The organism is Caballeronia sp. dw_19 (genome assembly GCF_018449515.1).
Lineage (GTDB): Bacteria > Pseudomonadota > Gammaproteobacteria > Burkholderiales > Burkholderiaceae > Caballeronia.
In genome coordinates, this window is record NZ_JAAVUQ010000001.1 from 163,983 (window position 1) to 183,315 (window position 19,333).

17 protein-coding genes are annotated in these 19,333 nt (G+C 60.4%); 1 reads left to right on the forward strand and 16 read right to left on the reverse strand.

Annotated features, from left to right (window positions below):
- Positions 1 to 3: 3 nt before the first annotated feature.
- The 10 genes from hflX to ndk form a co-directional block, all read right to left on the reverse strand.
- A complete protein-coding gene (gene hflX, locus HB376_RS00675; protein WP_213761518.1) occupies positions 4 to 1,284 on the reverse strand; it encodes a GTPase HflX in 1,281 nt (426 codons plus the stop codon).
- Between the two features lie 29 nt (positions 1,285 to 1,313).
- Positions 1,314 to 1,550 (reverse strand): RNA chaperone Hfq, encoded by a 237-nt coding sequence (gene hfq, locus HB376_RS00680; RefSeq protein WP_031356421.1) that lies wholly within the window; start codon positions 1,548 to 1,550, stop codon positions 1,314 to 1,316.
- A gap of 151 nt (positions 1,551 to 1,701) precedes the next feature.
- Positions 1,702 to 3,039 carry a ribosome biogenesis GTPase Der gene (gene der / locus HB376_RS00685; RefSeq protein WP_158934623.1) on the reverse strand — a complete coding sequence of 446 codons (1,338 nt, stop codon included), beginning with the start codon at positions 3,037 to 3,039 and terminating at the stop codon, positions 1,702 to 1,704.
- Between the two features lie 486 nt (positions 3,040 to 3,525).
- On the reverse strand, positions 3,526 to 4,665 hold the full coding sequence (gene bamB, locus HB376_RS00690) for an outer membrane protein assembly factor BamB (protein WP_213761519.1): 1,140 nt from the start codon (positions 4,663 to 4,665) through the stop codon (positions 3,526 to 3,528).
- A 161-nt stretch (positions 4,666 to 4,826) separates the two neighbouring features.
- The gene (locus tag HB376_RS00695; protein ID WP_213761520.1) at positions 4,827 to 5,456 is read right to left on the reverse strand and encodes a tetratricopeptide repeat protein; all 630 of its coding nucleotides are present in this window, start codon (positions 5,454 to 5,456) and stop codon (positions 4,827 to 4,829) included.
- Positions 5,457 to 5,558: 102 nt separating this feature from the next.
- Positions 5,559 to 6,905 carry a histidine--tRNA ligase gene (gene hisS, locus HB376_RS00700; protein ID WP_213761521.1) on the reverse strand — a complete coding sequence of 449 codons (1,347 nt, stop codon included), beginning with the start codon at positions 6,903 to 6,905 and terminating at the stop codon, positions 5,559 to 5,561.
- Positions 6,906 to 6,911: 6 nt separating this feature from the next.
- The gene (ispG, locus tag HB376_RS00705) at positions 6,912 to 8,231 is read right to left on the reverse strand and encodes a flavodoxin-dependent (E)-4-hydroxy-3-methylbut-2-enyl-diphosphate synthase (protein WP_213761522.1); all 1,320 of its coding nucleotides are present in this window, start codon (positions 8,229 to 8,231) and stop codon (positions 6,912 to 6,914) included.
- Between the two features lie 253 nt (positions 8,232 to 8,484).
- On the reverse strand, positions 8,485 to 9,684 hold the full coding sequence (locus HB376_RS00710; protein ID WP_213761523.1) for a RodZ domain-containing protein: 1,200 nt from the start codon (positions 9,682 to 9,684) through the stop codon (positions 8,485 to 8,487).
- A gap of 213 nt (positions 9,685 to 9,897) precedes the next feature.
- Positions 9,898 to 11,040, reverse strand: coding sequence for a 23S rRNA (adenine(2503)-C(2))-methyltransferase RlmN (gene rlmN, locus HB376_RS00715; protein ID WP_213761524.1), 1,143 nt, complete (start codon positions 11,038 to 11,040; stop codon positions 9,898 to 9,900).
- Between the two features lie 99 nt (positions 11,041 to 11,139).
- Positions 11,140 to 11,565, reverse strand: coding sequence for a nucleoside-diphosphate kinase (gene ndk / locus HB376_RS00720; protein ID WP_047897645.1), 426 nt, complete (start codon positions 11,563 to 11,565; stop codon positions 11,140 to 11,142).
- Positions 11,566 to 11,974: 409 nt separating this feature from the next.
- Here ndk and HB376_RS00725 point away from each other — a divergent pair, with 409 nt between their 5' ends.
- Positions 11,975 to 12,673 (forward strand): Bax inhibitor-1/YccA family protein, encoded by a 699-nt coding sequence (locus HB376_RS00725; RefSeq protein WP_031356430.1) that lies wholly within the window; start codon positions 11,975 to 11,977, stop codon positions 12,671 to 12,673.
- A 106-nt stretch (positions 12,674 to 12,779) separates the two neighbouring features.
- On the opposite strand, the gene rlmD is transcribed toward HB376_RS00725, so the two are convergent.
- The 6 genes from rlmD to surE form a co-directional block, all read right to left on the reverse strand.
- The gene (rlmD, locus tag HB376_RS00730; protein WP_346730424.1) at positions 12,780 to 14,150 is read right to left on the reverse strand and encodes a 23S rRNA (uracil(1939)-C(5))-methyltransferase RlmD; all 1,371 of its coding nucleotides are present in this window, start codon (positions 14,148 to 14,150) and stop codon (positions 12,780 to 12,782) included.
- Positions 14,151 to 14,337: 187 nt separating this feature from the next.
- Positions 14,338 to 15,114 carry a 3'-5' exonuclease gene (locus tag HB376_RS00735; RefSeq protein ID WP_213761525.1) on the reverse strand — a complete coding sequence of 259 codons (777 nt, stop codon included), beginning with the start codon at positions 15,112 to 15,114 and terminating at the stop codon, positions 14,338 to 14,340.
- A 42-nt stretch (positions 15,115 to 15,156) separates the two neighbouring features.
- Positions 15,157 to 16,251, reverse strand: coding sequence for an RNA polymerase sigma factor RpoS (rpoS, locus tag HB376_RS00740; RefSeq protein ID WP_213761526.1), 1,095 nt, complete (start codon positions 16,249 to 16,251; stop codon positions 15,157 to 15,159).
- Positions 16,252 to 16,262: 11 nt separating this feature from the next.
- Positions 16,263 to 17,252, reverse strand: coding sequence for a peptidoglycan DD-metalloendopeptidase family protein (locus tag HB376_RS00745; RefSeq protein ID WP_213761527.1), 990 nt, complete (start codon positions 17,250 to 17,252; stop codon positions 16,263 to 16,265).
- A gap of 5 nt (positions 17,253 to 17,257) precedes the next feature.
- A complete protein-coding gene (locus HB376_RS00750) occupies positions 17,258 to 18,493 on the reverse strand; it encodes a protein-L-isoaspartate(D-aspartate) O-methyltransferase (RefSeq protein WP_213761528.1) in 1,236 nt (411 codons plus the stop codon).
- Positions 18,490 to 19,248, reverse strand: coding sequence for a 5'/3'-nucleotidase SurE (gene surE, locus HB376_RS00755; RefSeq protein WP_213761529.1), 759 nt, complete (start codon positions 19,246 to 19,248; stop codon positions 18,490 to 18,492). Before surE ends, HB376_RS00750 begins: the two co-directional genes overlap by 4 nt.
- Positions 19,249 to 19,333 lie beyond the last annotated feature (85 nt).

Below are 19,333 nucleotides of genomic sequence, written 5' to 3' on the forward strand. Positions count from 1 at the left end.
AGATCAGTGCCCGTGCTCGGGGACCTTGCGGTCATCACTTTCGTCGGCTGACCGGTGGTCTTCCGGTAGCGTGGTTCCGTCGTCGGATGTGCTATCCATGGACTCCGGCACGATTGTGCCGTCCGGAAGTTCCGTGTACTCGTTGTTATCTTTGGGTTCGGAAGCCGCAAATTCGGCGATGGCCGCGCGCAGCGCGTCGAGTCCCTGACCCGTTCGCGCGCTCAAAAAGACGCGCAAAATATTACCATACTCATCCCTTTCAACTGAGTCGCCACGGGCCGCCAACTCAGGCACCGCATCGATCTTGTTGAAAACGAGGATCTGCGGAATACCGTCGGCGCCAATGCTGCTCAGCACCTTGTTCACCTCGTCGATCTGATCGAGCCGCACCATGCTCGATGCATCCACCACGTGCAGCAGCAAGTCAGCCTGAACGGTTTCCTCAAGCGTCGCACGAAAAGCCGCGACCAGTTGGTGAGGCAGGTCGCGAATGAAGCCGACCGTATCCGACACCACGGCCTGCCCCGCTTCCTCGCTGAGATAAACCCGGCGTGAGGTGGTATCGAGTGTGGCGAACAACTGGTCCGCCGTGTACGCCTGCGCTTTCGTCAACGCGTTGAACAACGTCGACTTGCCCGCGTTCGTATAGCCAACCAGCGACACCGAAGTGGTCCGATTGCGCCCGCGCTGGCGGCGCTGCGTGCCATGCTGACGTTGCAGCTTCTTCAGCTTCGCCTTCAGCGCCTTGATCCGTTCGCCAATCAAACGGCGGTCAGTTTCAAGCTGCGTCTCACCCGGGCCGCGCAAACCGATACCGCCCTTCTGCCGTTCAAGGTGAGTCCACGCACGGATCAGTCGCGTGGACAAGTAGGTGAGCTGCGCGAGTTCGACCTGCAGCTTGCCTTCATGACTGCGGGCACGCTGGGCGAAAATGTCGAGGATAAGACTGGTGCGGTCAATCACGCGCCGTTCCAGCGCGCCTTCCAGATTGCGTTGCTGCGCGGGCGCGAGAGCGTGATTAAAAATGACAAGTTCCACGTCGTTGGCTTCGCACGCGAGGCGCAGCTCTTCGACTTTGCCGCTGCCGACAAACATCTTGGCATCGGGACTGGAACGGCGACCGGTCAGGGTGACGGCGGGATGGGCACCCGCACTTTGTGCGAGCAGACTGAGTTCTTCGAGACTGGCATCGAAATCGATTTTTCCGAAGTCGACACCGACAAGCGCTGCGTTGATCAAATCAATGTTTTCATTTTGAAGCGACCGGTGAATTAGCACGTTCATTCATGCCGTGACACCGGGCGCAACGAGGTTTAGGGCGTCTCTGCATCCGGGTGGAAATTCACCGGACGCGCCGGCACGACCGTCGAAATGGCGTGCTTATAGACCATCTGGGTAACCGTATTCCGGAGCAACACGACGTACTGGTCGAACGATTCAATATTGCCTTGCAGCTTGATGCCGTTGACCAGGTAGATCGATACAGGCACATGCTCTTTTCGCAGTGCGTTCAAAAACGGGTCTTGTAACAATTGCCCTTTGTTGCTCATAGCAAACTCCGTATTATTTTTGCAGGTTGATGTGATTGCGACGAAGAAAAAGAGATCCGTCGTCAATCGCTACACTATAGCCGATTTTCATTTTCGCACCAGCGCGCCACGGCCATCGAAAATCCGGCGAAACGCTTGGTGCACGCGGGGTTCAGCCTTTGTCCGCGTAAGGGTTCGCGCTCGAACGGAACTCTATGCGCAATGGAGTCCCCACGAGCCCGAAAGTTTCCCTGAAGCGGCCTTCGAGATAACGTTTATAGGTGTCGGTGATCGCGTCGAGGGCATTTCCGTGCACGACGATGATCGGCGGATTCTGTCCACCCTGGTGCGCGTAACGCAGCTTCGGACGAATCGGTCCGCGGCGGCGCGGCTGTTGAAATTCAACCGCGTCGATCAACGCGCGCGTGAGCTTCGGCGTGGGCAACTTGGCCATGGCGGCGGCGTAGGCATCATCCACCGATTTCATCAGTTGGCTGATGCCCGTCTTTTCCAGCGCCGACACGTAATGAAATTTAGCAAAGTCCAAAAACTTGAGCTTGCGCGTAAGGTCGGCCTTGGTGCGCTCGCGCACATGGGAGTCCAATCCGTCCCACTTATTGACCCCTACTACCAGCGCACGTCCCTGCTCGACCACAAATCCCGCAATATGTGCATCTTGGTCCGAGATGTCCTGCTGCGCATCCAACAGCAGAATCACTACGTTAGCGTCGGAAATAGACTGCAACGTCTTCACCACCGAGAACTTTTCGACGGCCTCGAACACCTTGCCGCGACGGCGCAACCCAGCTGTATCGATCAGGGTGTATTTGCGGCCGCTTCGCTCGAAATCAACATAGATGGAGTCACGCGTAGTGCCGGGCATGTCGAACGCGATCACGCGCTCCTCACCGACCAACGCATTGATCAGCGTCGACTTGCCGACGTTCGGGCGTCCCACGATGGCGATTTTCACGCCGCGCGCCGCTTTTTCTTCGGGGTCTTCTTCCGGCTGTCCGGCATACGCAATCTCGAGCGCGTCATCGATCATTTCCGAGACGCCGTCGCCGTGCGCGGCAGAGATGGCACGCGGGTCGCCGAGGCCCAGTTCATAGAAGTCGGCGGCGACCGCGCTGTATTTCATGCCCTCGGCCTTGTTGACCACGAGGAACAGCGGCCGGCCACTCTTGCGCAGGTAGTCCGCAATCGCCTTGTCCTGCGGTGCGAGCCCGTTGCGGCCGTCGGTGATGAAGACGACCACATCGGCCTCCTCCACCGCCTGGCGGGTCTGGCGAGCCATTTCGTGCAGGATGCCGTCTTTCGCGACCGGTTCGAAACCACCGGTGTCGACCACCAGATAAGGCCGGTCGCCTACCCGGCCTTCGCCATAGTGACGGTCACGGGTAAGGCCGGGCAAGTCGGCGACGAGTGCGTCGCGCGAACGGGTCAGGCGGTTGAAAAGCGTCGATTTCCCCACATTGGGGCGCCCCACGAGGGCAATTACGGGTTTCATCAGATGGTGTTCACAGTTGAACGCAAGGCGGATGATTCCGGCCCGGCGCGCGCCGGATAAAAGTCCGGAAACGGCGAGCCGCGAGTGTGCGTGGCCCGGCGATGTGTCAAAAATTAGCACGGTTTCGGCGGAGACCGCGGCGTGCAGCGATGTTCCACGTTCATGGCGTTTGAAGCGCATGTGGAACGCGCTGAGCGCTCCGCCAAACGACATGATCGATCGGGCAACGTCACCCGAAGGTGTGGACCGGTTTGCACAAACCTGCTGCCGGAATCCCGATGCCTGTTGTTACTTGTGATGTTGCCTGACCTGCTTATATGCTGCTTGTGCGCTTATTTGCCGCACGATGATCCTTCACGCGCAGCCTTGATGAATCGATTCTATTCGCACGACGCGGACTCAAAAAACAAAAAAGTCCGAAAAAACACGAACGGCCGGCAAAACCGGCACGTCCGTCAGAACGTCAGATCAACTCAAACCATTACATCAGCGCGGACGGAAACCGTACAGGCCACCGTCGTGCGTCTGGATAACCAGGGTATCGCCCGCCAGCACCGGCGCAGCCGTGATCGCGCTGCCATCGGTCTTGGCCCGGCCGACGAATTCGCCATTTGCCGTGGAAAGGAAATGCACAAAGCCCTGATAGTCGCCGAGTACGACCGCGCGGCCCAGGATAAACGGCACGCTGACCATGCGATTCTTCAGCTTGTCGTTCTTCCAGAGCGGCGCGCCGTCGATCCCGCTAAACCCGTTGACAATCGACCAGTCGTCGCCGGCCGCGACCATTTCATTGTCCTGCGCCAGGCCGCTATCGCTCGAGAATGACTTTTCCCATTGCGGACGGCCCGAATTCGCGTCGAAACAACCAATGCGTCCCTGGAACGTCACCGCGCATGTCTCCGATCCCACCAGTGTTGGTGCGCCGGTGACGTCGTTGATGCGCTCTACCTCAGTCACGCCCTTCGGGAACGACACCGGCGTCTGCCAGTAGGCGTCGCCGGTCTGCAGATTGATTGCGGCGAAGGTACCGCCCGGGAAGCCCGCCAGGACCGCCTGGGAAGCGGCGAACGTCATTCCGGCAGCCACGCGCAGGTTGAGCGGCACGGCACGCGCCTGGAATATCCATTTCTGTTCGCCAGTTTGCGCGTTGAACGCAATCACCTTGCCGTCGATCGTCCGGACGACGACCACGTCATTGCCGACCAGCGGCGGCGAGATGATTTCGCCCGGCGCGATTGCCGTCCAGAGTTGCTTGCCGTCCGGTCCCAGCACGTACACGTTGCCTTTCAGGCCACCGACCGCGGTCAGGTTGCCGTCGCTGCCCACGCCTGCCGACAGATCGTCTTTAAGCTTGATGCGCCATACGTCCTGCCCGGTCTTGGCATCGATCTTCGCAACCGTGCCGTTGGCGCCAGCCGCGTAGACGAAGTCACCAATCGCCACCGGCGAGAACAGGTAACGCCCGGCCTTGCCGACGCTCGCCTTCCAGGCCTGCTCCACGGTGAGAACCGGCTTGATGTCTACAAGCGGAGTCGGCACGCGGCGCTCGTCCTTGGTGGCGCAGGCGGTGAGCATAACCGTCATCGCACAAGCGAGCGGGAGAGCGTAGCGTTTCAGAAAGGTCATCGGTAGACGCAACATGAATAAGTGAAATCGGTTGATCGGTGTGCTGCGCGGTGGTCGCCAGGGTTAGATTCACCGCCGCAAACCGGTGACTTTAACCTAGCGAGCAACACGCCTGCATAAGGACGAGGTCGGCTGACCGGCCTTAGGGCCGGCCGTCGGCGCTAGCCGCCGAGTGCGTCCAGCTTGAACTGGACCAATTGACGGGCCGACGTATCGGACTTCGGCAGCGTGTCGAGCGCGACCTTGTAAGCCGTGCGCGCGTCATCGCGCTTGCCTTCGGCCACCAGCAGGTCGCCGCGACGGTCCGACACCACGCCCTTGAACGCGTCAAGCGGCGCATCGGCAAGCACCTTCAGGCCGGCGTCATAGGATTTTTCGTCGAGCAGCAACAAAGACAGCCGCAATTTCGCAATCTGTTTGTATTCAGCGTCTTTCGCGTGGTCGGCGGCCCATTGCAGCTGCGTTTTAGCCCCTGCAGTGTCGCCCGCGGTGTACAGCGATTTGGCGGCGGCCAGCGCCGTCATCTGCGCGTACGCAGTGCCGCCGAACTTGTCTTCCATGTCCGTTGCCGCTCGCGTGACCATTGCCTTGTCACTCGATGCCACCGCTTGCTGCACCTGGTCGTAGAGCACGGCGGCTTCCGCAGCCTGCCTGCGCTGCCAGAAATTCCAGCCGTTCCAGCCCGCCGCGACGACGAGCACCGCGAGGACAATCCAGGTCGTGGAGTTGCCCCATTTCGCCCACCAGGCTTTCAGATTTTCAAGCGACTCTTGTTCTTCGTGATAGCTCATGCCCTGCGTATTCCTTGACTGCTTTTGTGTTCACGCGCAACGCTGCGCGCCATTGTTTCAGGCCGCCGCACGGGCTTTGCCCGCGTGGCGCCGCCCGACAAATCAGTCCGCGCTGTCGTCGGCGGTTGCCACCATCGCATTGATTAGAAATTCGGTCAAGTCTTCCACCGGCACCGTGGCCTGCTCGTTCTTTTGACCCGTCGATTCAACCGACGCACTGCGCAGCGGCTTCACGCCAACCATGCCTTGCGCCAGCTCGTTCTCGCCCAGCACCACGGCAAAAGCCGCGCCGCTGGCATCGGCCTTTTTCATCTGCGACTTGAAGCTTGCCGGCGTGCCGTCGGGGCTGCAATGCAGGATGACGTCCAGGCCGGTATCGCGCAGCCGCTCAGCGATGATAAACGCCTGCTCCGCCGCCGCTTCACCCTGGTGAACCACGTAGATGTCGGTTCCTTCCGGCGCCGGCACCAGATCTTCTTCTTTCAGCAATTCAAGAATGCGCTCGACACCCATCGCCCAGCCGCACGCCGCCGTTGCCTTGCCGCCCAGTTGCTCGATCAGCGGATCGTAGCGGCCGCCGCCCGCCACCGTTCCCTGCGCGCCGAGCTTGTCGGTCACCCATTCGAACACGGTGAGATTGTAGTAATCAAGGCCGCGAACGAGACGCGGATTGATCTTGAACGGAATGTTGTTCGCCTTCAGCAAACGCTGAACACCCTCGAAGTGCGCGAGCGATTCGGACCCGAGGAAATCGACGAGCTTCGGCGCGTTCTGCGCAATCTCCTGCATGGCGGGATTCTTGGTATCCAGCACACGCAACGGATTGGTGTAGAGACGGCGCTTCGATTCTTCGTCGAGTGCGTCAGCATGTTGCTCGAGATACGCGATCAATTCCTTCCGGTGCGCTGCGCGCTCTTCCGGCTGGCCTAGCGAGTTCAGTTCGAGCCGGATGCCGGAGAGTCCGAGATCGTCCCACAAGCGCTGGCACATCATGATGATTTCAGCGTCGGTGTCCGGTCCCGCAAAGCCGAGCGCTTCCACGCCGACCTGATGGAACTGCCTGTAACGCCCGCGCTGCGGACGCTCGTGGCGGAACATCGGGCCGATGTACCACAGCCGCTTCGGGCCGTCGTAGAGCAGATTGTGTTCGATCGACGCACGCACCACCGCAGCCGTATTCTCCGGGCGCAGGGTGAGCTGCTCGCCGTTGAGCGCGTCGGTGAAACTGTACATTTCCTTCTCGACAATATCCGTCACCTCGCCAATGCCGCGCGTAAACAGCTGCGTATGCTCGAGAATAGGCGTGCGGATCTGCTGATAGCCGTAGGCCCGCAACATCGATTTGACGGTACTTTCGAAGAATTCGTATAACGCGGCATCCTGCGGGAGGATGTCGTTCATGCCCTTCACGCCGCTCAGTTTCTCGAGCTTTTTCTTGACTTCAGTCATCTGTCTTTAAAGTGTTTCTGCCTGCGCGGTTTCGCGCTTGCCGTAGGTCCGCGTCACATACTCACTGACGATTTGCTGGAAATCCTGGGCGATATGCTCGCCACGCAGCGTCTTGACCTTCACGCCATCGATAAACACCGGTGCCGCCGGATTTTCGCCCGATCCCGGCAAGCTGATGCCGATATTCGCCTGCTTCGACTCACCCGGTCCGTTCACAATGCAACCCATTACCGCGACGTGCATTTTCTCGACGCCGGGGAATTGATCACGCCACTCGGGCATTGCGTTGCGCAGATACGTCTGGATCTGCGACGCCAGTTCCTGGAACAACGTGCTGGTGGTGCGTCCGCAGCCGGGGCATGCGATCACCATGGGCGTGAAAGAGCGCAGGCCCATGGTCTGCAGGATTTCCTGGCCGACGATCACTTCGCCGGTCCGCGCGCCGCCGGGTTCCGGGGTGAGCGAGATACGGATCGTGTCGCCGATTCCTTCCTGCAGCAGCACCGACAACGCCGCCGTCGACGCCACGATACCCTTCGATCCCATCCCCGCCTCGGTCAGGCCGAGGTGCAACGCGAAGCTGCAGCGTTTGGCCAGTTCGCGATACACGGCAATCAGGTCCTGCACGCCGCTGACCTTGCACGACAGGATGATCTTGTCGCGCCCGAGGCCGAGTTCGACCGCGCGTTCAGCCGACCCGATCGCCGATTGAATCAGCGCTTCGTACATGACACTTTGCGCTTCCCACGGGGTGGGACGGGCCGCGTTCTCGTCCATCATCCGCGCGAGCAGATCCTGGTCGAGACTGCCCCAATTCACGCCGATCCGGACCGGTTTGTCATAACGCGCAGCCGCTTCGATCATCTGGGCGAACTGCGTGTCACGTTTTGCGCCGGCGCCTACGTTGCCCGGATTGATCCGGTATTTCGACAACGCTTCGGCGCAAGCCGGATAGTCGCGCAACAGCGTATGACCGTTGTAATGAAAGTCCCCAACGAGCGGCACGGTCACGCCCATCCGGTCAAGTTGCTCGCGTACCGCGGGCACCGCTGCTGCGGCTTCGGGCGTATTCACCGTGATCCGCACCAGTTCCGATCCGGCTTGCGCCAGTTCCTTGACCTGGATCGCCGTGCCGATGGCGTCGGCGGTATCGGTATTCGTCATCGACTGGATGCGCACGGGCGCATCGCCGCCGATTGTCACGAGCTGGCCGCCCCAGCGGACGTCGACGGCGTGCGATGCGCGCCGTTTCCACGATCCGCCGAAAACTGGCTCCGACGAACAAATCTTGCTTTCAATAAGGGGTTGTTGAGCTTCGGATTGCATCGAAAGACCCTTTGCGCCGCCGGCTATCACACGGTGACGCGTATCTGGACATGAATGAGACTCGAGGACATAAAAACGGCGCCGCCACCTTTGCGACGCCTTGATGAAATCTTCGCACAACTCCGTGTCAAGGCTGAGAACCGACCTCAAAGCCCCTCACGCCGTGTGGCGTAATTCTTTCAAGCCCGCGTCCTGTAACGGCGCGGGCCTGATCATGCACGAATGCACGCTTGGACGACCCGGGGCCGCGAGATCAGGGCAGCGAAAAGCGGGCGACGTTGCCCTTCGCAGGACCAAATTTGGCTGGTTCGACGGGTTGTCCGTCGAACGTCAGCGAATCGAGGCCTGCCCGATTTCCAACCGTGATCTTGAACGGCGCGTCGCCTGCCACTCGTTGCACGCTGCCAGCCTTGACCAGGCCTGAAAACACTTCCTTGCCGTCCTTCTGGCGCACGCTGAACCAGCTATCGCTCGCCACCTTCAATTCGAGTTCGTTGGCGCCGGTACCAACTGAAGCAGTCGCTGACGCGGTAACAGCCGCATCCGCCGATAGCGCCGGTTTCGCTGCATTCGCCAACGGCGCCGTCACCGGAGCGCTCGCACTTTGTGCATGTGCGGCGGCGCCCTGAACGGCCGTAATAGTGGACGATGACGCGGGCAGCGCATTCGTACCTAGCGGGCTCGGCATCGGCTGGGCACCTGCCTGCGTTCCAGCCTGAGCTTGAGCCTCAGTTGCATTAGCCGGCGGCTCAGTAGCGGCGTCACCCGACGCAACCGAACCCGTATTGGCCGTTGCTTCGTCGGTAGCCGCCACCGACGAACTCGCACTGGTTTCGCTGTTCGTTGCCTGAGTTGCATTGTTGGCGCTGGCCTTCAGCCGGGCAAACCACGCGGCGGAATCCCCACCCGTGTGCCACATGGCGAGCGCAATCACGGCAACGATCACCGCGGCAACGCCCCATAACCAGGACCGGCGTCGCGGCGAACTGCCAAGCGGGACCGACACGCGGCCGCGCGGCAAACCCGCACCTGACGATGCCGGCAACGACAAATTCTGCTCGACCGGACCATTCGCGTGTCGCAGCGCGGCGGTGAACGGAGCCGGATCGGCGCCCATGATTTTCGCGTAACTGCGCACAATGCCCGTCGCGAAATTCCGGTCGGGGAAAAGGCTGAGATCGCCGCTCTCGAGCGCACGCAGCTTCTGCGGCGATACCTTCAGCCGCGCGGATACGTCGTCCAGAGACCAGTTCTTCGCTTCGCGAAGCTGCGTAAGTCGCGCACCGACTGCTGCGACCGAATCAAGACTCGCTGCCTGCTGAATGCCGCCCGGCGTGGTACTGGCGGCGCTCGCGACGTTCTCGGGCTGGCTTCCGGGCAAAGCTCCGGCCTGACTGCCTGATTGGCCACCTTTATGAGCGCCGAAAGGCGTCGGGTGCTGCGGCTCACTCATCCCAAATTCCTCGCATTGATTCTTTTTTGTCGCTGTTCAGCTTCGTTGCTGACCTTAGCGTCACCGCGGACACAGCCGAGTCGGCGTTGCAGACGGCTTTATAACAAAATGCACGGCATTGTGCGCCGTCTTCTATCATTTATTGCCGAATTTTCCGGTTTTTCCGCTGAATGAGTCGCCGCAGGTCGGCAGCACGACCCTCCCGCCGGAAGCTCAGACAGCGCGAACCTCGATGACCTTCGCGGACTTGCCCATGCGCTGGGCCAGCCGCGTACGATCCTGAACCTCGCCGGCCAACTGGCCGCATGCCGCATCGATGTCGTCGCCGCGCGTCTTGCGCACAGTTGTCACAACGCCAGCGTCCATCAGCACCTGCGCGAATCGCTTGATCTGTTCGTTGCTCGAGCGCGTCAAACCCGACTCGGGGAACGGATTGAACGGAATCAGGTTGAATTTGCACGGCACATCACGCGTAAGCGCAACCAGCTCGCGCGCGTGCGCTTCGCTGTCGTTCACGCCGTCGAGCATGCAATATTCGAATGTGACGAAATCGCGCGGCGCGACCAACAGGTAACGCTGGCACGCAGCCATCAATTCACGCAGCGGATATTTCTTGTTCAACGGCACCAGCATGTCGCGAAGCGAATCAGTGGGCGCATGCAGCGACACGGCAAGCGCCACCGGCAGATCCGCGCCGAGACGGTCCATCATGGGAACGACACCCGATGTGGACAACGTCACGCGGCGACGCGACAGTCCGTATGCGTTGTCGTCGAGCATCAGCCGCATGGCCGGCACGACGGCGTCGTAGTTGAGCAGGGGTTCGCCCATGCCCATCATCACGACGTTGGTCACGACGCGATCGGCCTTGCCGTTATTCGGTGCGCCGTAACTATCGCTTTTCGAGGCCCGCAGCGCAAACTCGGCCATGCGCAACTGGCCGATGATCTCGCCCGTGCTCAGATTGCGCGAAAAACCCTGCTTGCCGGTGGAACAAAACCGGCAATTCACGGCGCAGCCCGCTTGCGACGAAACGCAAAGCGTGCCGCGATTTTCTTCCGGGATGTACACGGTTTCGACCGCGTTGCTGTTGCCCACGTCGATCAGCCACTTGCGTGTGCCGTCTGTGGACACGTGATCGCGGACGATGGCGGGCATATCCAGGCTTGCCCGCCCTTTCAATTTTTCACGCAGCGATTTCGCCAGGTCCGTCATGCCGTCGAAGTCGTCGGCACCGAACTGATGAATCCAGCGTTGCAATTGCTTGGCGCGAAACGGCTTTTCGCCCAGGCTGTCGCAATAAGCGACGAGCCCGGCGGCATCGAGGTCCAGAAGGTTGACTGTTGCAGCTGTCATTTCGATTCTGCCATTTCCTTGCTGAGCGAAAAATGGAACGCGTTCTGAGCCGCACTCCAGCTATTTCGCGCCAATTCCTGCGATAAATCTACTCCCGAATCAACGCGAATAGACGTTCACTTCGGGGAAGAAGAAAGCGATTTCCTGACGTGCGGTTTCAGCCGCGTCCGAACCGTGGACCGCGTTAGCGTCGATGCTGTCGGCGAAATCCGCGCGGATCGTGCCCTTGTCAGCCTTCTTCGGGTCGGTTGCGCCCATCAGGTCACGATTCGTCAGGATGGCGTTTTCGCCTTCCAGCGCCTGGATCATCACGGGGCCCGAGATCATGAATTCGACCAGGTCCTTGAAGAACGGGCGGGCAGCGTGAACTGCGTAGAACTTTTCCGCGTCAGCGCGCGACAGGTGGACCATGCGAGCTGCGATGATCTTGAGGCCAGCTTGCTCAAAACGGCTGTAGATCTGGCCGATCACATTCTTTGCCACTGCATCCGGTTTAATAATCGACAGGGTGCGCTCGATCGCCATGAAAAACTCCAAAAAATGAACGGGTTACGAATATAAATGAATCGACAATTGTAGCACGAAGCATTGTATGATTGCGATGGAAACCTTACGACTTCGTAAGCGTCAAAGCAAGGAATGAATTGCAGTGCGGATTGCAGCGTGGGTATGAAACGCGCGGTAATTTTCCCGGTCTTCGTACTGCACAGCAACATCGTTGATTTCGGCGCAAGATAGCGCCATATTTTGTGTGGGAAGGGCCGTCGTGTCCGAAGCGTACAATGCAGCTAAAGGTCTTCGCGGCCAATCGTCCAACCAGGCCGCCTGACTGACAAAAGCCGTGTTTTCGCACGGTAGCGCCGGCGTTTTACGGCAAATCAAGCCGGTGTTTTTGAACCAGATGGCTTTACACAAGTTTAGGCAAGGAGAAACCATGAACGAATCCCCTTACGGTTTTGGCCGCAGCGGTAGCGTCACGTCGTCCGAAACCCGCAACCGCGTACTCCGGAACACCTACTGGCTGCTCGCGCTGTCCATGGTCCCAACCGTATTGGGCGCGTGGGTCGGCGTAGCAACGGGCTTCTCCCTGTTCGCGGCTACCAGCCCCGCCATGAGCTTCATCGCATTCATGGCAATTGCGTTCGGCTTCATGTTCGCCATCGAGCGCACCAAGAACAGCAGCATCGGCGTGTTCGTGCTGCTCGGCTTTACGTTCTTCATGGGCCTGATGCTGTCGCGTTTGCTGAGCTTCATTCTCGGCTACACGAACGGGCCGCAGCTCATCATGATGGCGTTTGGTGGCACTGGTGTGATCTTCGCTGCCATGGCGACTATCGCGACGGTCAGCAAGCGCGACTTTTCCGGTCTTGGCAAGTGGCTCTTCATGGGCGTACTGGTATTGCTGCTGGCCGCGTTCGCGAACGTGTTCCTGCACCTGCCGGCCTTGATGCTGACGGTATCGGTGCTGGCTATCGTGATCTTCTCGGCGTACATGCTGTTCGACGTCCAGCGCGTGGTGAATGGCGGCGAAACGAATTACATCAGCGCCGCGCTCGCGATCTATCTGGATTTGTACAACGTGTTCACGAACCTGTTGATGTTGCTCGGTATCTTTGGTGGCAACCGGAACTGATTGCGCGTTGATCGTGCTTCGCTCGTAAAAACCGGCCTTTTCGAAGGCCGGTTTTTTTGTGCTCGTTTTTTGTGCTCAGAAAGCTTGGGGATTCAAAGCCTGGGATTCAGTCGCGCTCAAACAGCGCAATCGATTCGACGTGCGATGTATGCGGAAACATGTTCACTACTCCCGCGCCCTTCATGCGATAACCGGCATCGCGCACGAGCACGCCCGCGTCTCGGGCGAGTGTTGCCGGATTGCAGGAGACGTACACAATCCGCTTGGGCAACACGCCCTCGCCGCTCTGAGCAATTTCCCCCAACGCCTTCGATACCGCCAGCGCGCCCTCACGCGGTGGATCAATGAGGATCTTGTCGAAGGGACCTAGCGCGCGAAAATCGTCTGCTGTGATCTCGAAGAGGTTTCGGCATGCGAACGATGTATGCTCATGAACGCCATTTGTCCTGGCATTTTCCAGCGCACGTTCGGTCAGGCCCGCGCTTCCCTCGATACCCACCACTTCACGCGCCATCCGCGCGAGCGGCAATGTGAAATTGCCGATACCGCAAAACAGATCCAGTACCCGATCCGTGCGCTGCGCGGCCAGCAGCCGCAACGCGCGGCTGACGAGTACCCGGTTGATCTGATGATTGACCTGGGTGAAATCGGTTGGCTTGAACGGCATGCGGATGCCGAATTCCGGCAGCGTGTAAGCCAGTTCCTGCCCCAGAGGATAAAACGGGTAAGCCGTCTCCGGCCCCTTTGGCTGCAGCCAGAACTGGACGCCATGGGCATCGGCGAAAATACGCAGCAGCGCTTCGTCCGCCTGCGTCAGTGGTTCAAGAATTCGCAGCACCAGTGCGGTTATCTCGGCCCCAACGGCCACTTCGATCTGCGGCAGCCGGTCGCGAATGGATAAATCGCGGACGAGCGCGCGCAGCGGCATCAACAGCGCCGACACATTCGGATGCAGGACGTCGCAAGTTTCCATATCGGCGACAAAACTGCTCTTTTTCTCGTGGAATCCCACCAGCGCGCCACCCTTTCCCGCGATCAGCCGCACAGCCAGCCGCGCCCGATACCGGTATCCCCACGACGGCCCGTGAATGGGCCGGTAGATCGTTTCCGCGTGGAGCTTGCCGATGTGCTGCAGGTCATCCTCGAGGACGCGTTGCTTGACGGCGATCTGCGCCCGCACGTCGAGGTGCTGCATGGAGCAGCCGCCGCATTTACTGAAATAAGGGCATTTCGGCCGCGTGCGCATGACGCTTTCACGCAGGATTTTAATTAGCAGCGCCTGCTCGAATGCGGCCTTCTTGCGAAAACTCGCATACAACACGCGTTCACCCGGCAGCGCGCCTTCCACGAAAATAACCTTGCCGTCCGAGCCGTCCGAGCCGTCCTCGGCCGTCGCGCGGCCGACACCTTGGGCATCCATATCGAGCGATTTGATTTCGATCTCGAGCGGCGCGGCCGAAGGGTCCAGAGGAACGATCCGAGTCGGCGGATTCCAGCGATTACGCGATTTTTTTCGAGCGTGAGACACCTGCGGACTTCCTGGCTAATGTGAAAAGATGAACAATCGGGAAGTGGAAAACGAAACGAAAAGCGGGGCCAAGACCCCGGAAAAGAGCATTGAAAGCGAGATTGTAGACGATGCCGGGAGAGCCCCGGCGCGGTGCTCAGTCGTCGAACGCGGCCAGATATTCAGCCCAGTGGGACGCCGGCTCAAGCGCGAGCGCATTCTTTACGAAGCTGATCTCGTCGGCATACTCTTCTGCGGAAAACCCACCGCGCATCAGTTGAAAACGGCAATACATCAGGTACGTGTTGACCACGTCCGTCTCGCAATAATTGCGGATTTCTTCTATGCGCCCTTCCGAGTACGCCTGCCAGACCATGCCGCCGTCCATGCCCAGCTTGCCTGGAAAACCACACAGCTTGGCGAGCGCATCGAGCGGCGCGTTCGCGCGCGCCTGGTACATCGCGAGCACGTCCATCAGGTCAGTGTGGCGCGCGTGATAACGGCTGATGTAGTTGTTGTAGCGGAACTCGCGATCGTCGTTGCCCTGGTCCCAGTAGCGGGACGCGGCCACGCCATGCACCATCGCGCGGTAGTGCAGCACGGGCAGATCGAAACCGCCGCCATTCCATGAAACGAGTTGCGGCGTATATTTTTCGATCACCCGAAAAAACGACTGGATCAGCGACGCCTCCGAATCCGTCGTCGTGCCGAGCGAACGGACGCGAAAACCCGTGTTATCACGAAACACGCACGAAATGGCGGCTATGCGCTGCAGATGATGCGGCAGGAAGTCGTTGCCCACCTTTTCGCGGCGTGCGGCGAACGCATGCTCCGCTACCTCGATGTCGGTCAGCGTGGCGGGAAGAGAATCGAGACGGCGAATACCGTCGACATCGGGAATCGTCTCGATGTCGAATACGAGAATGGGTGTCATTATTTTTTTAAGGACAGCGTTGCAAGGACGGCGCCTCGCCTACTAGAGCACGGCGTCTTTTCGCACACCGTTCGATGCGAAGAAACGCTTGAGCCGCACCAGCGCTTCTTGCTGGATCTGGCGTACGCGTTCGCGCGTCAGGCCCATTTCGTCGGCGAGTTCTTCGAGTGTGGCAGGCTCAATATGGTTCAGGCCGAAGCGGCGCTCGATCACGTGCCGGTGTTTGTCGGAGAGACGGGAAAGCCACAGCTTCGTGAGCGTTTCCAGTTCGCGATGCTGAACTTCCGAATCCGGAGACTGGCTTGCGTCGTCGGACAGCAGATCGAGCAGGCTGCTCGCCGGATCCAGATCCAACGGCGCATCGAGCGAGGCCGTGTGTTCGTTGAGCGCGAGGATGTCCGTGACTTCCTCGGGCGTTTTGCCGGTGAGATGCGCGATGTCATCAATACTCGCATCGCGCCGGTCCGGCGCAATGGCCGCCGTCGAATTCGCCGAGCTTTTTTCGAGATGACGTTTCGCGCGCAGCACCTGATTGAGTTCTCGAATCACGTGAACAGGCAGGCGCACCGTGCGCGCCTGATTCATGATCGCGCGCTCGATGCTCTGCCGGATCCACCACGTGGCATACGTCGAAAACCGGAAACCACGCGTGGGATCGAATTTTTCGATAGCGTGCATCAAACCAAGATTGCCCTCCTCGATCAGATCGAGCAGCGGCACGCCACGATTCAAATACCCCTTCGCGATACTGACCACCAGCCGCAGATTGCGCTCGATCATGACCTGACGCGCTTCGAATTCGCCGGCTTTCGCCAGCCGCGAATAGCGTTGCTCTTCCTCGACTGTCAGCAGCGGCTTCACGCTGATTCGATTCAGGTAATGCTGGATTGTGTCGGCCGTGAGTTCGGCCTGCAAAATAGACTTGAAGTCGTCGACGTCGGGTACGGATTCAGCCGCAGCCTCGACGGCATCCTTGCCGTTCGCGCCATTGTCTTCGTCTGAATCGAGCTCGGCGTCGGCCGTTTCGCCTTCAGATTCGTCTGCCTGGCTCGAAGCGCCGTCTTCCACCGTTGTCTGCGTGGGTCGGCTGATTGTCTCAGTCTCGGCTTGCGGCGGTTGGCGCTTCGATTTAGGCATGATGGCTTCGCTTATTGCGGCGGCAAATACTTCAGAGGGTCGACAGGTTTGCCCTGCCGGCGGACTTCGAAATGCAACATCACGCGGTCCGAATCGCTGTTGCCCATCTCGGCGATTTTCTGCCCTTTTGTCACCGCGTCTCCCTCTTTTACCATCAAAGCACTGTTATGTGCGTACGCGGTAAGAAAAGTTGCGTCGTGCTTGATGATGACGAGATTGCCATATCCGCGCAGACCGTTGCCGGAGTAGACGACCCGTCCGTCGGCGGCCGCATTGACCGGATCTCCCGTTGCGCCGCCAATGTTCAAGCCTTTGTTCTTCGCGTCATCGAACGTCCCGAGAATCGGTCCGCGCGCCGGCCAGATGAACGCCGGCTGCGCAGACGGAACCGCGGCCGCGCCGTTGTCAACACCCGTTCCCGGTGGCTGCGTCATGGCAAGTCCTGGCGCCGCTGTGCCCGGCATTGCTCCCATGCCGGACGACGTGCCGTAATTCGGCGCCGCCGGCGTGCCGCCATTTGCGTAGCCATTGGTGCCGGGAGCCCCAGACGGATTCGCTCCGTACGTATTGTTGAGCGGCTGGGCCTGCACCCCGCCGCCAACAATCGGAGCGGTAGAAACGCCCGGCGTTGCAGCCGCGAGATTGGCGCCCGGAGGCGCCACGCGCAACAACTGGTCGACTTCGATCTGGTTCGGGTTCGTCATGTTGTTCCATGACGCGATATCCCGATAATTCTGGCCGTTTTCCAGTGCGATCCGGTATAGGGTGTCACCCGGCTTCACTCGGTAGTAACCCGGTGGCGGCGGACCCGGCGGCAACACGGCTCCATCCTGGGCAGCCTGCGTGCCGATAGCGGATCCAGTCCGGTCGACGACGGGCGCCTGATCCATCCGGGTCGCGCAGGCGGCCAATGCGGACAGCGCCACGACGCATAAACCGCGCTGAACCACCGACAGACCGGGGTTCGCGCTCACTTCTCGTTTAGCACGCAACATACTCATCGGTGTCAAATCACTCCGGATTTTAAGGGTACAAAGAAAACCCGATCGAGCTGCGACTCGCGCCATTGAGTGGGCGAAACGCGCTCGACGAGCGTCAGTATCTGCGCTTGCGCCGTCTGGGATCCGACGGGCGCAACAAGTCTGCCGCCTACAGCGAGTTGATCGAGCAACGCTTGCGGAACGTCGAGTCCGGCACAAGCAATCACGATGGCGTCAAACGGCGCGACCGCCGGCAGTCCGAGGCGGCCATCGCCGTAATGCAGACGGATGTTCGGCACGCGCAACGGCCGCAGGTTCAGCTTTGCGCGCTCTGATAACGGCCGGATCCGTTCAATGGAATACACGTCGGTTGCGACCTGCGACAACACAGCCGCCTGATACCCGCAGCCCGTGCCAATTTCCAGCACATTCCTGAGCGTCCGTCCGGCCGCGACCAGCTCGATCATCCGCGCGACCACCGACGGCTTCGAGATAGTCTGATGATGACCGATCGGCAGCGCCGCATCCTCATAAGCCTGGGTGGCAAGTCCGGGATCGACGAACATATGGCGCGGCACTGCGGCCATGGCAGCGAGCACGCGTGCGTCCGTGATGCCGTTGGCACGCAGCCGTTCGACCATGCGCTCACGCACTCGTTCCGATGTCAGCGCATGAGTGCTTTGCTGCCCGGCCTGGGATGCAGCCTTTCGGACGTTCGATTTGACGTCGGGCTGCGGCGCCGGTTGCAGCTTCGCTGGTTGTAAATTCGCCGGTTGTGAATTCGATTTTGCATCCGGCTTCAAGTGCGTCCTGGACCTTGGCTGGGCATCGCGCGTTTCGTTCGGACGCGCACCCGAACGCAGCGCGCCGGGCTGATGATGCGTGACGACGGTGGAAGGTTTCGATGCAGTATGCAATCTTGGAGCCGGACGATGCCCCTCTCCCGTCGATGTAGCCGGGCTGCCCGCCACGCCTCGCGCCGCCGTATTGCCCGCGAGCGCCTTCAATTCAGGTTTCGCCACTGCACTCACCTTCGTGCCGGGATGCATGCCAGCCGACGGTTTTACTGCCCTTCCGCCCGCCAGTTTCGGCGCAACCGCAGAGGCCTTGTGCGCACCCGCCGCGGATTTCTGAACACCGCCGCCCGAAATCGCCTTCAATGCCGGCTTGCTGCGCGCATCGGGACGCGCAGCCGTCTTGCGTGGCTCGCGCACCAGGTCGGCGAGCGCCAGCGGAAAGCGTTTCGCGCGTTCGTCCGTCATGAACGGCGGCTCCGTGCCTCGGCCCACTCGCGCGTAGCGGGCAGCAGCTTCGTATGCGTCAGATCGAGTTGCAGCGGCGTGATCGAGATATGGCCGTTCGCCACCGCGTGGAAGTCCGTGCCTTCGCTTGCATCGAGCGCGTCGCCGGACGGCCCGATCCACCAGATCGGGTTACCGCGCGGATCGATTTGCCGAACGACCGGCTGCGATGGATGGCGCTTGCCCAGCCGCGTAATGCGCCACTCGCCCATCTCGTCATACGGCAGACTCGGAATGTTCACGCTGAGCAGCGGATGGCCGGGCATGGGGTGCGCGAGAAAGTGCGCAACGATGTCCGCCGCCACGCGCGCCGCGTCCTCCAGATGCAGCCAGTCGCGCCCGACCAGCGAAAACGCGATGGCCGGCACGCCGAACATGAACCCTTCCGTGGCAGCGGCGACCGTACCGGAATACAACGTGTCCTCGCCCATGTTCTGGCCATTGTTGATGCCCGATACCACCAGATCCGGCTGCTCGGCCAGCATGCCCGTGAGCGCGATGTGCACCGAGTCCGTTGGCGTGCCGTTCACGTAGTTGAAACCATTCGCCGCAGTGTGAATGGTGAGCGGCCGCGACAGCGTCAGTGAGTTCGAAGCGCCGCTGCAGTTTTGCTCGGGCGCCATCACGGTGACTTCGCCAAGCGGCTGCATGGCCACGTGCAGCACGTTGAGGCCGCGGGCCAGATAACCGTCGTCGTTGCTGAGTAGAATTCGCATCCGACGATTGTAACCGAGGACGGAAGGCCCGCGGATCGACGGCGGGACACTCGGCCAAACGGTCTGCTATAGCGCTTTACTGCGG

Coding starts and splice junctions, on each gene's coding strand:
- hfq (WP_031356421.1), bottom strand. CDS start 1,550: ATGAGCAACAAAGGGCAATTGTTACAAGACCCGTTTTTGAACGCACTG.
- der (WP_158934623.1), bottom strand. CDS start 3,039: ATGAAACCCGTAATTGCCCTCGTGGGGCGCCCCAATGTGGGGAAATCG.
- rpoS (WP_213761526.1), bottom strand. CDS start 16,251: ATGCCTAAATCGAAGCGCCAACCGCCGCAAGCCGAGACTGAGACAATC.
- HB376_RS00710 (WP_213761523.1), bottom strand. CDS start 9,684: ATGAGTGAGCCGCAGCACCCGACGCCTTTCGGCGCTCATAAAGGTGGC.
- HB376_RS00745 (WP_213761527.1), bottom strand. CDS start 17,252: ATGAGTATGTTGCGTGCTAAACGAGAAGTGAGCGCGAACCCCGGTCTG.
- HB376_RS00750 (WP_213761528.1), bottom strand. CDS start 18,493: ATGACGGACGAACGCGCGAAACGCTTTCCGCTGGCGCTCGCCGACCTG.
- hflX (WP_213761518.1), bottom strand. CDS start 1,284: ATGAACGTGCTAATTCACCGGTCGCTTCAAAATGAAAACATTGATTTG.
- ispG (WP_213761522.1), bottom strand. CDS start 8,231: ATGCAATCCGAAGCTCAACAACCCCTTATTGAAAGCAAGATTTGTTCG.
- HB376_RS00695 (WP_213761520.1), bottom strand. CDS start 5,456: ATGAGCTATCACGAAGAACAAGAGTCGCTTGAAAATCTGAAAGCCTGG.
- HB376_RS00735 (WP_213761525.1), bottom strand. CDS start 15,114: ATGACACCCATTCTCGTATTCGACATCGAGACGATTCCCGATGTCGAC.
- surE (WP_213761529.1), bottom strand. CDS start 19,248: ATGCGAATTCTACTCAGCAACGACGACGGTTATCTGGCCCGCGGCCTC.
- rlmN (WP_213761524.1), bottom strand. CDS start 11,040: ATGACAGCTGCAACAGTCAACCTTCTGGACCTCGATGCCGCCGGGCTC.
- bamB (WP_213761519.1), bottom strand. CDS start 4,665: ATGACCTTTCTGAAACGCTACGCTCTCCCGCTCGCTTGTGCGATGACG.
- HB376_RS00725 (WP_031356430.1), top strand. CDS start 11,975: ATGAACGAATCCCCTTACGGTTTTGGCCGCAGCGGTAGCGTCACGTCG.
- hisS (WP_213761521.1), bottom strand. CDS start 6,905: ATGACTGAAGTCAAGAAAAAGCTCGAGAAACTGAGCGGCGTGAAGGGC.
- ndk (WP_047897645.1), bottom strand. CDS start 11,565: ATGGCGATCGAGCGCACCCTGTCGATTATTAAACCGGATGCAGTGGCA.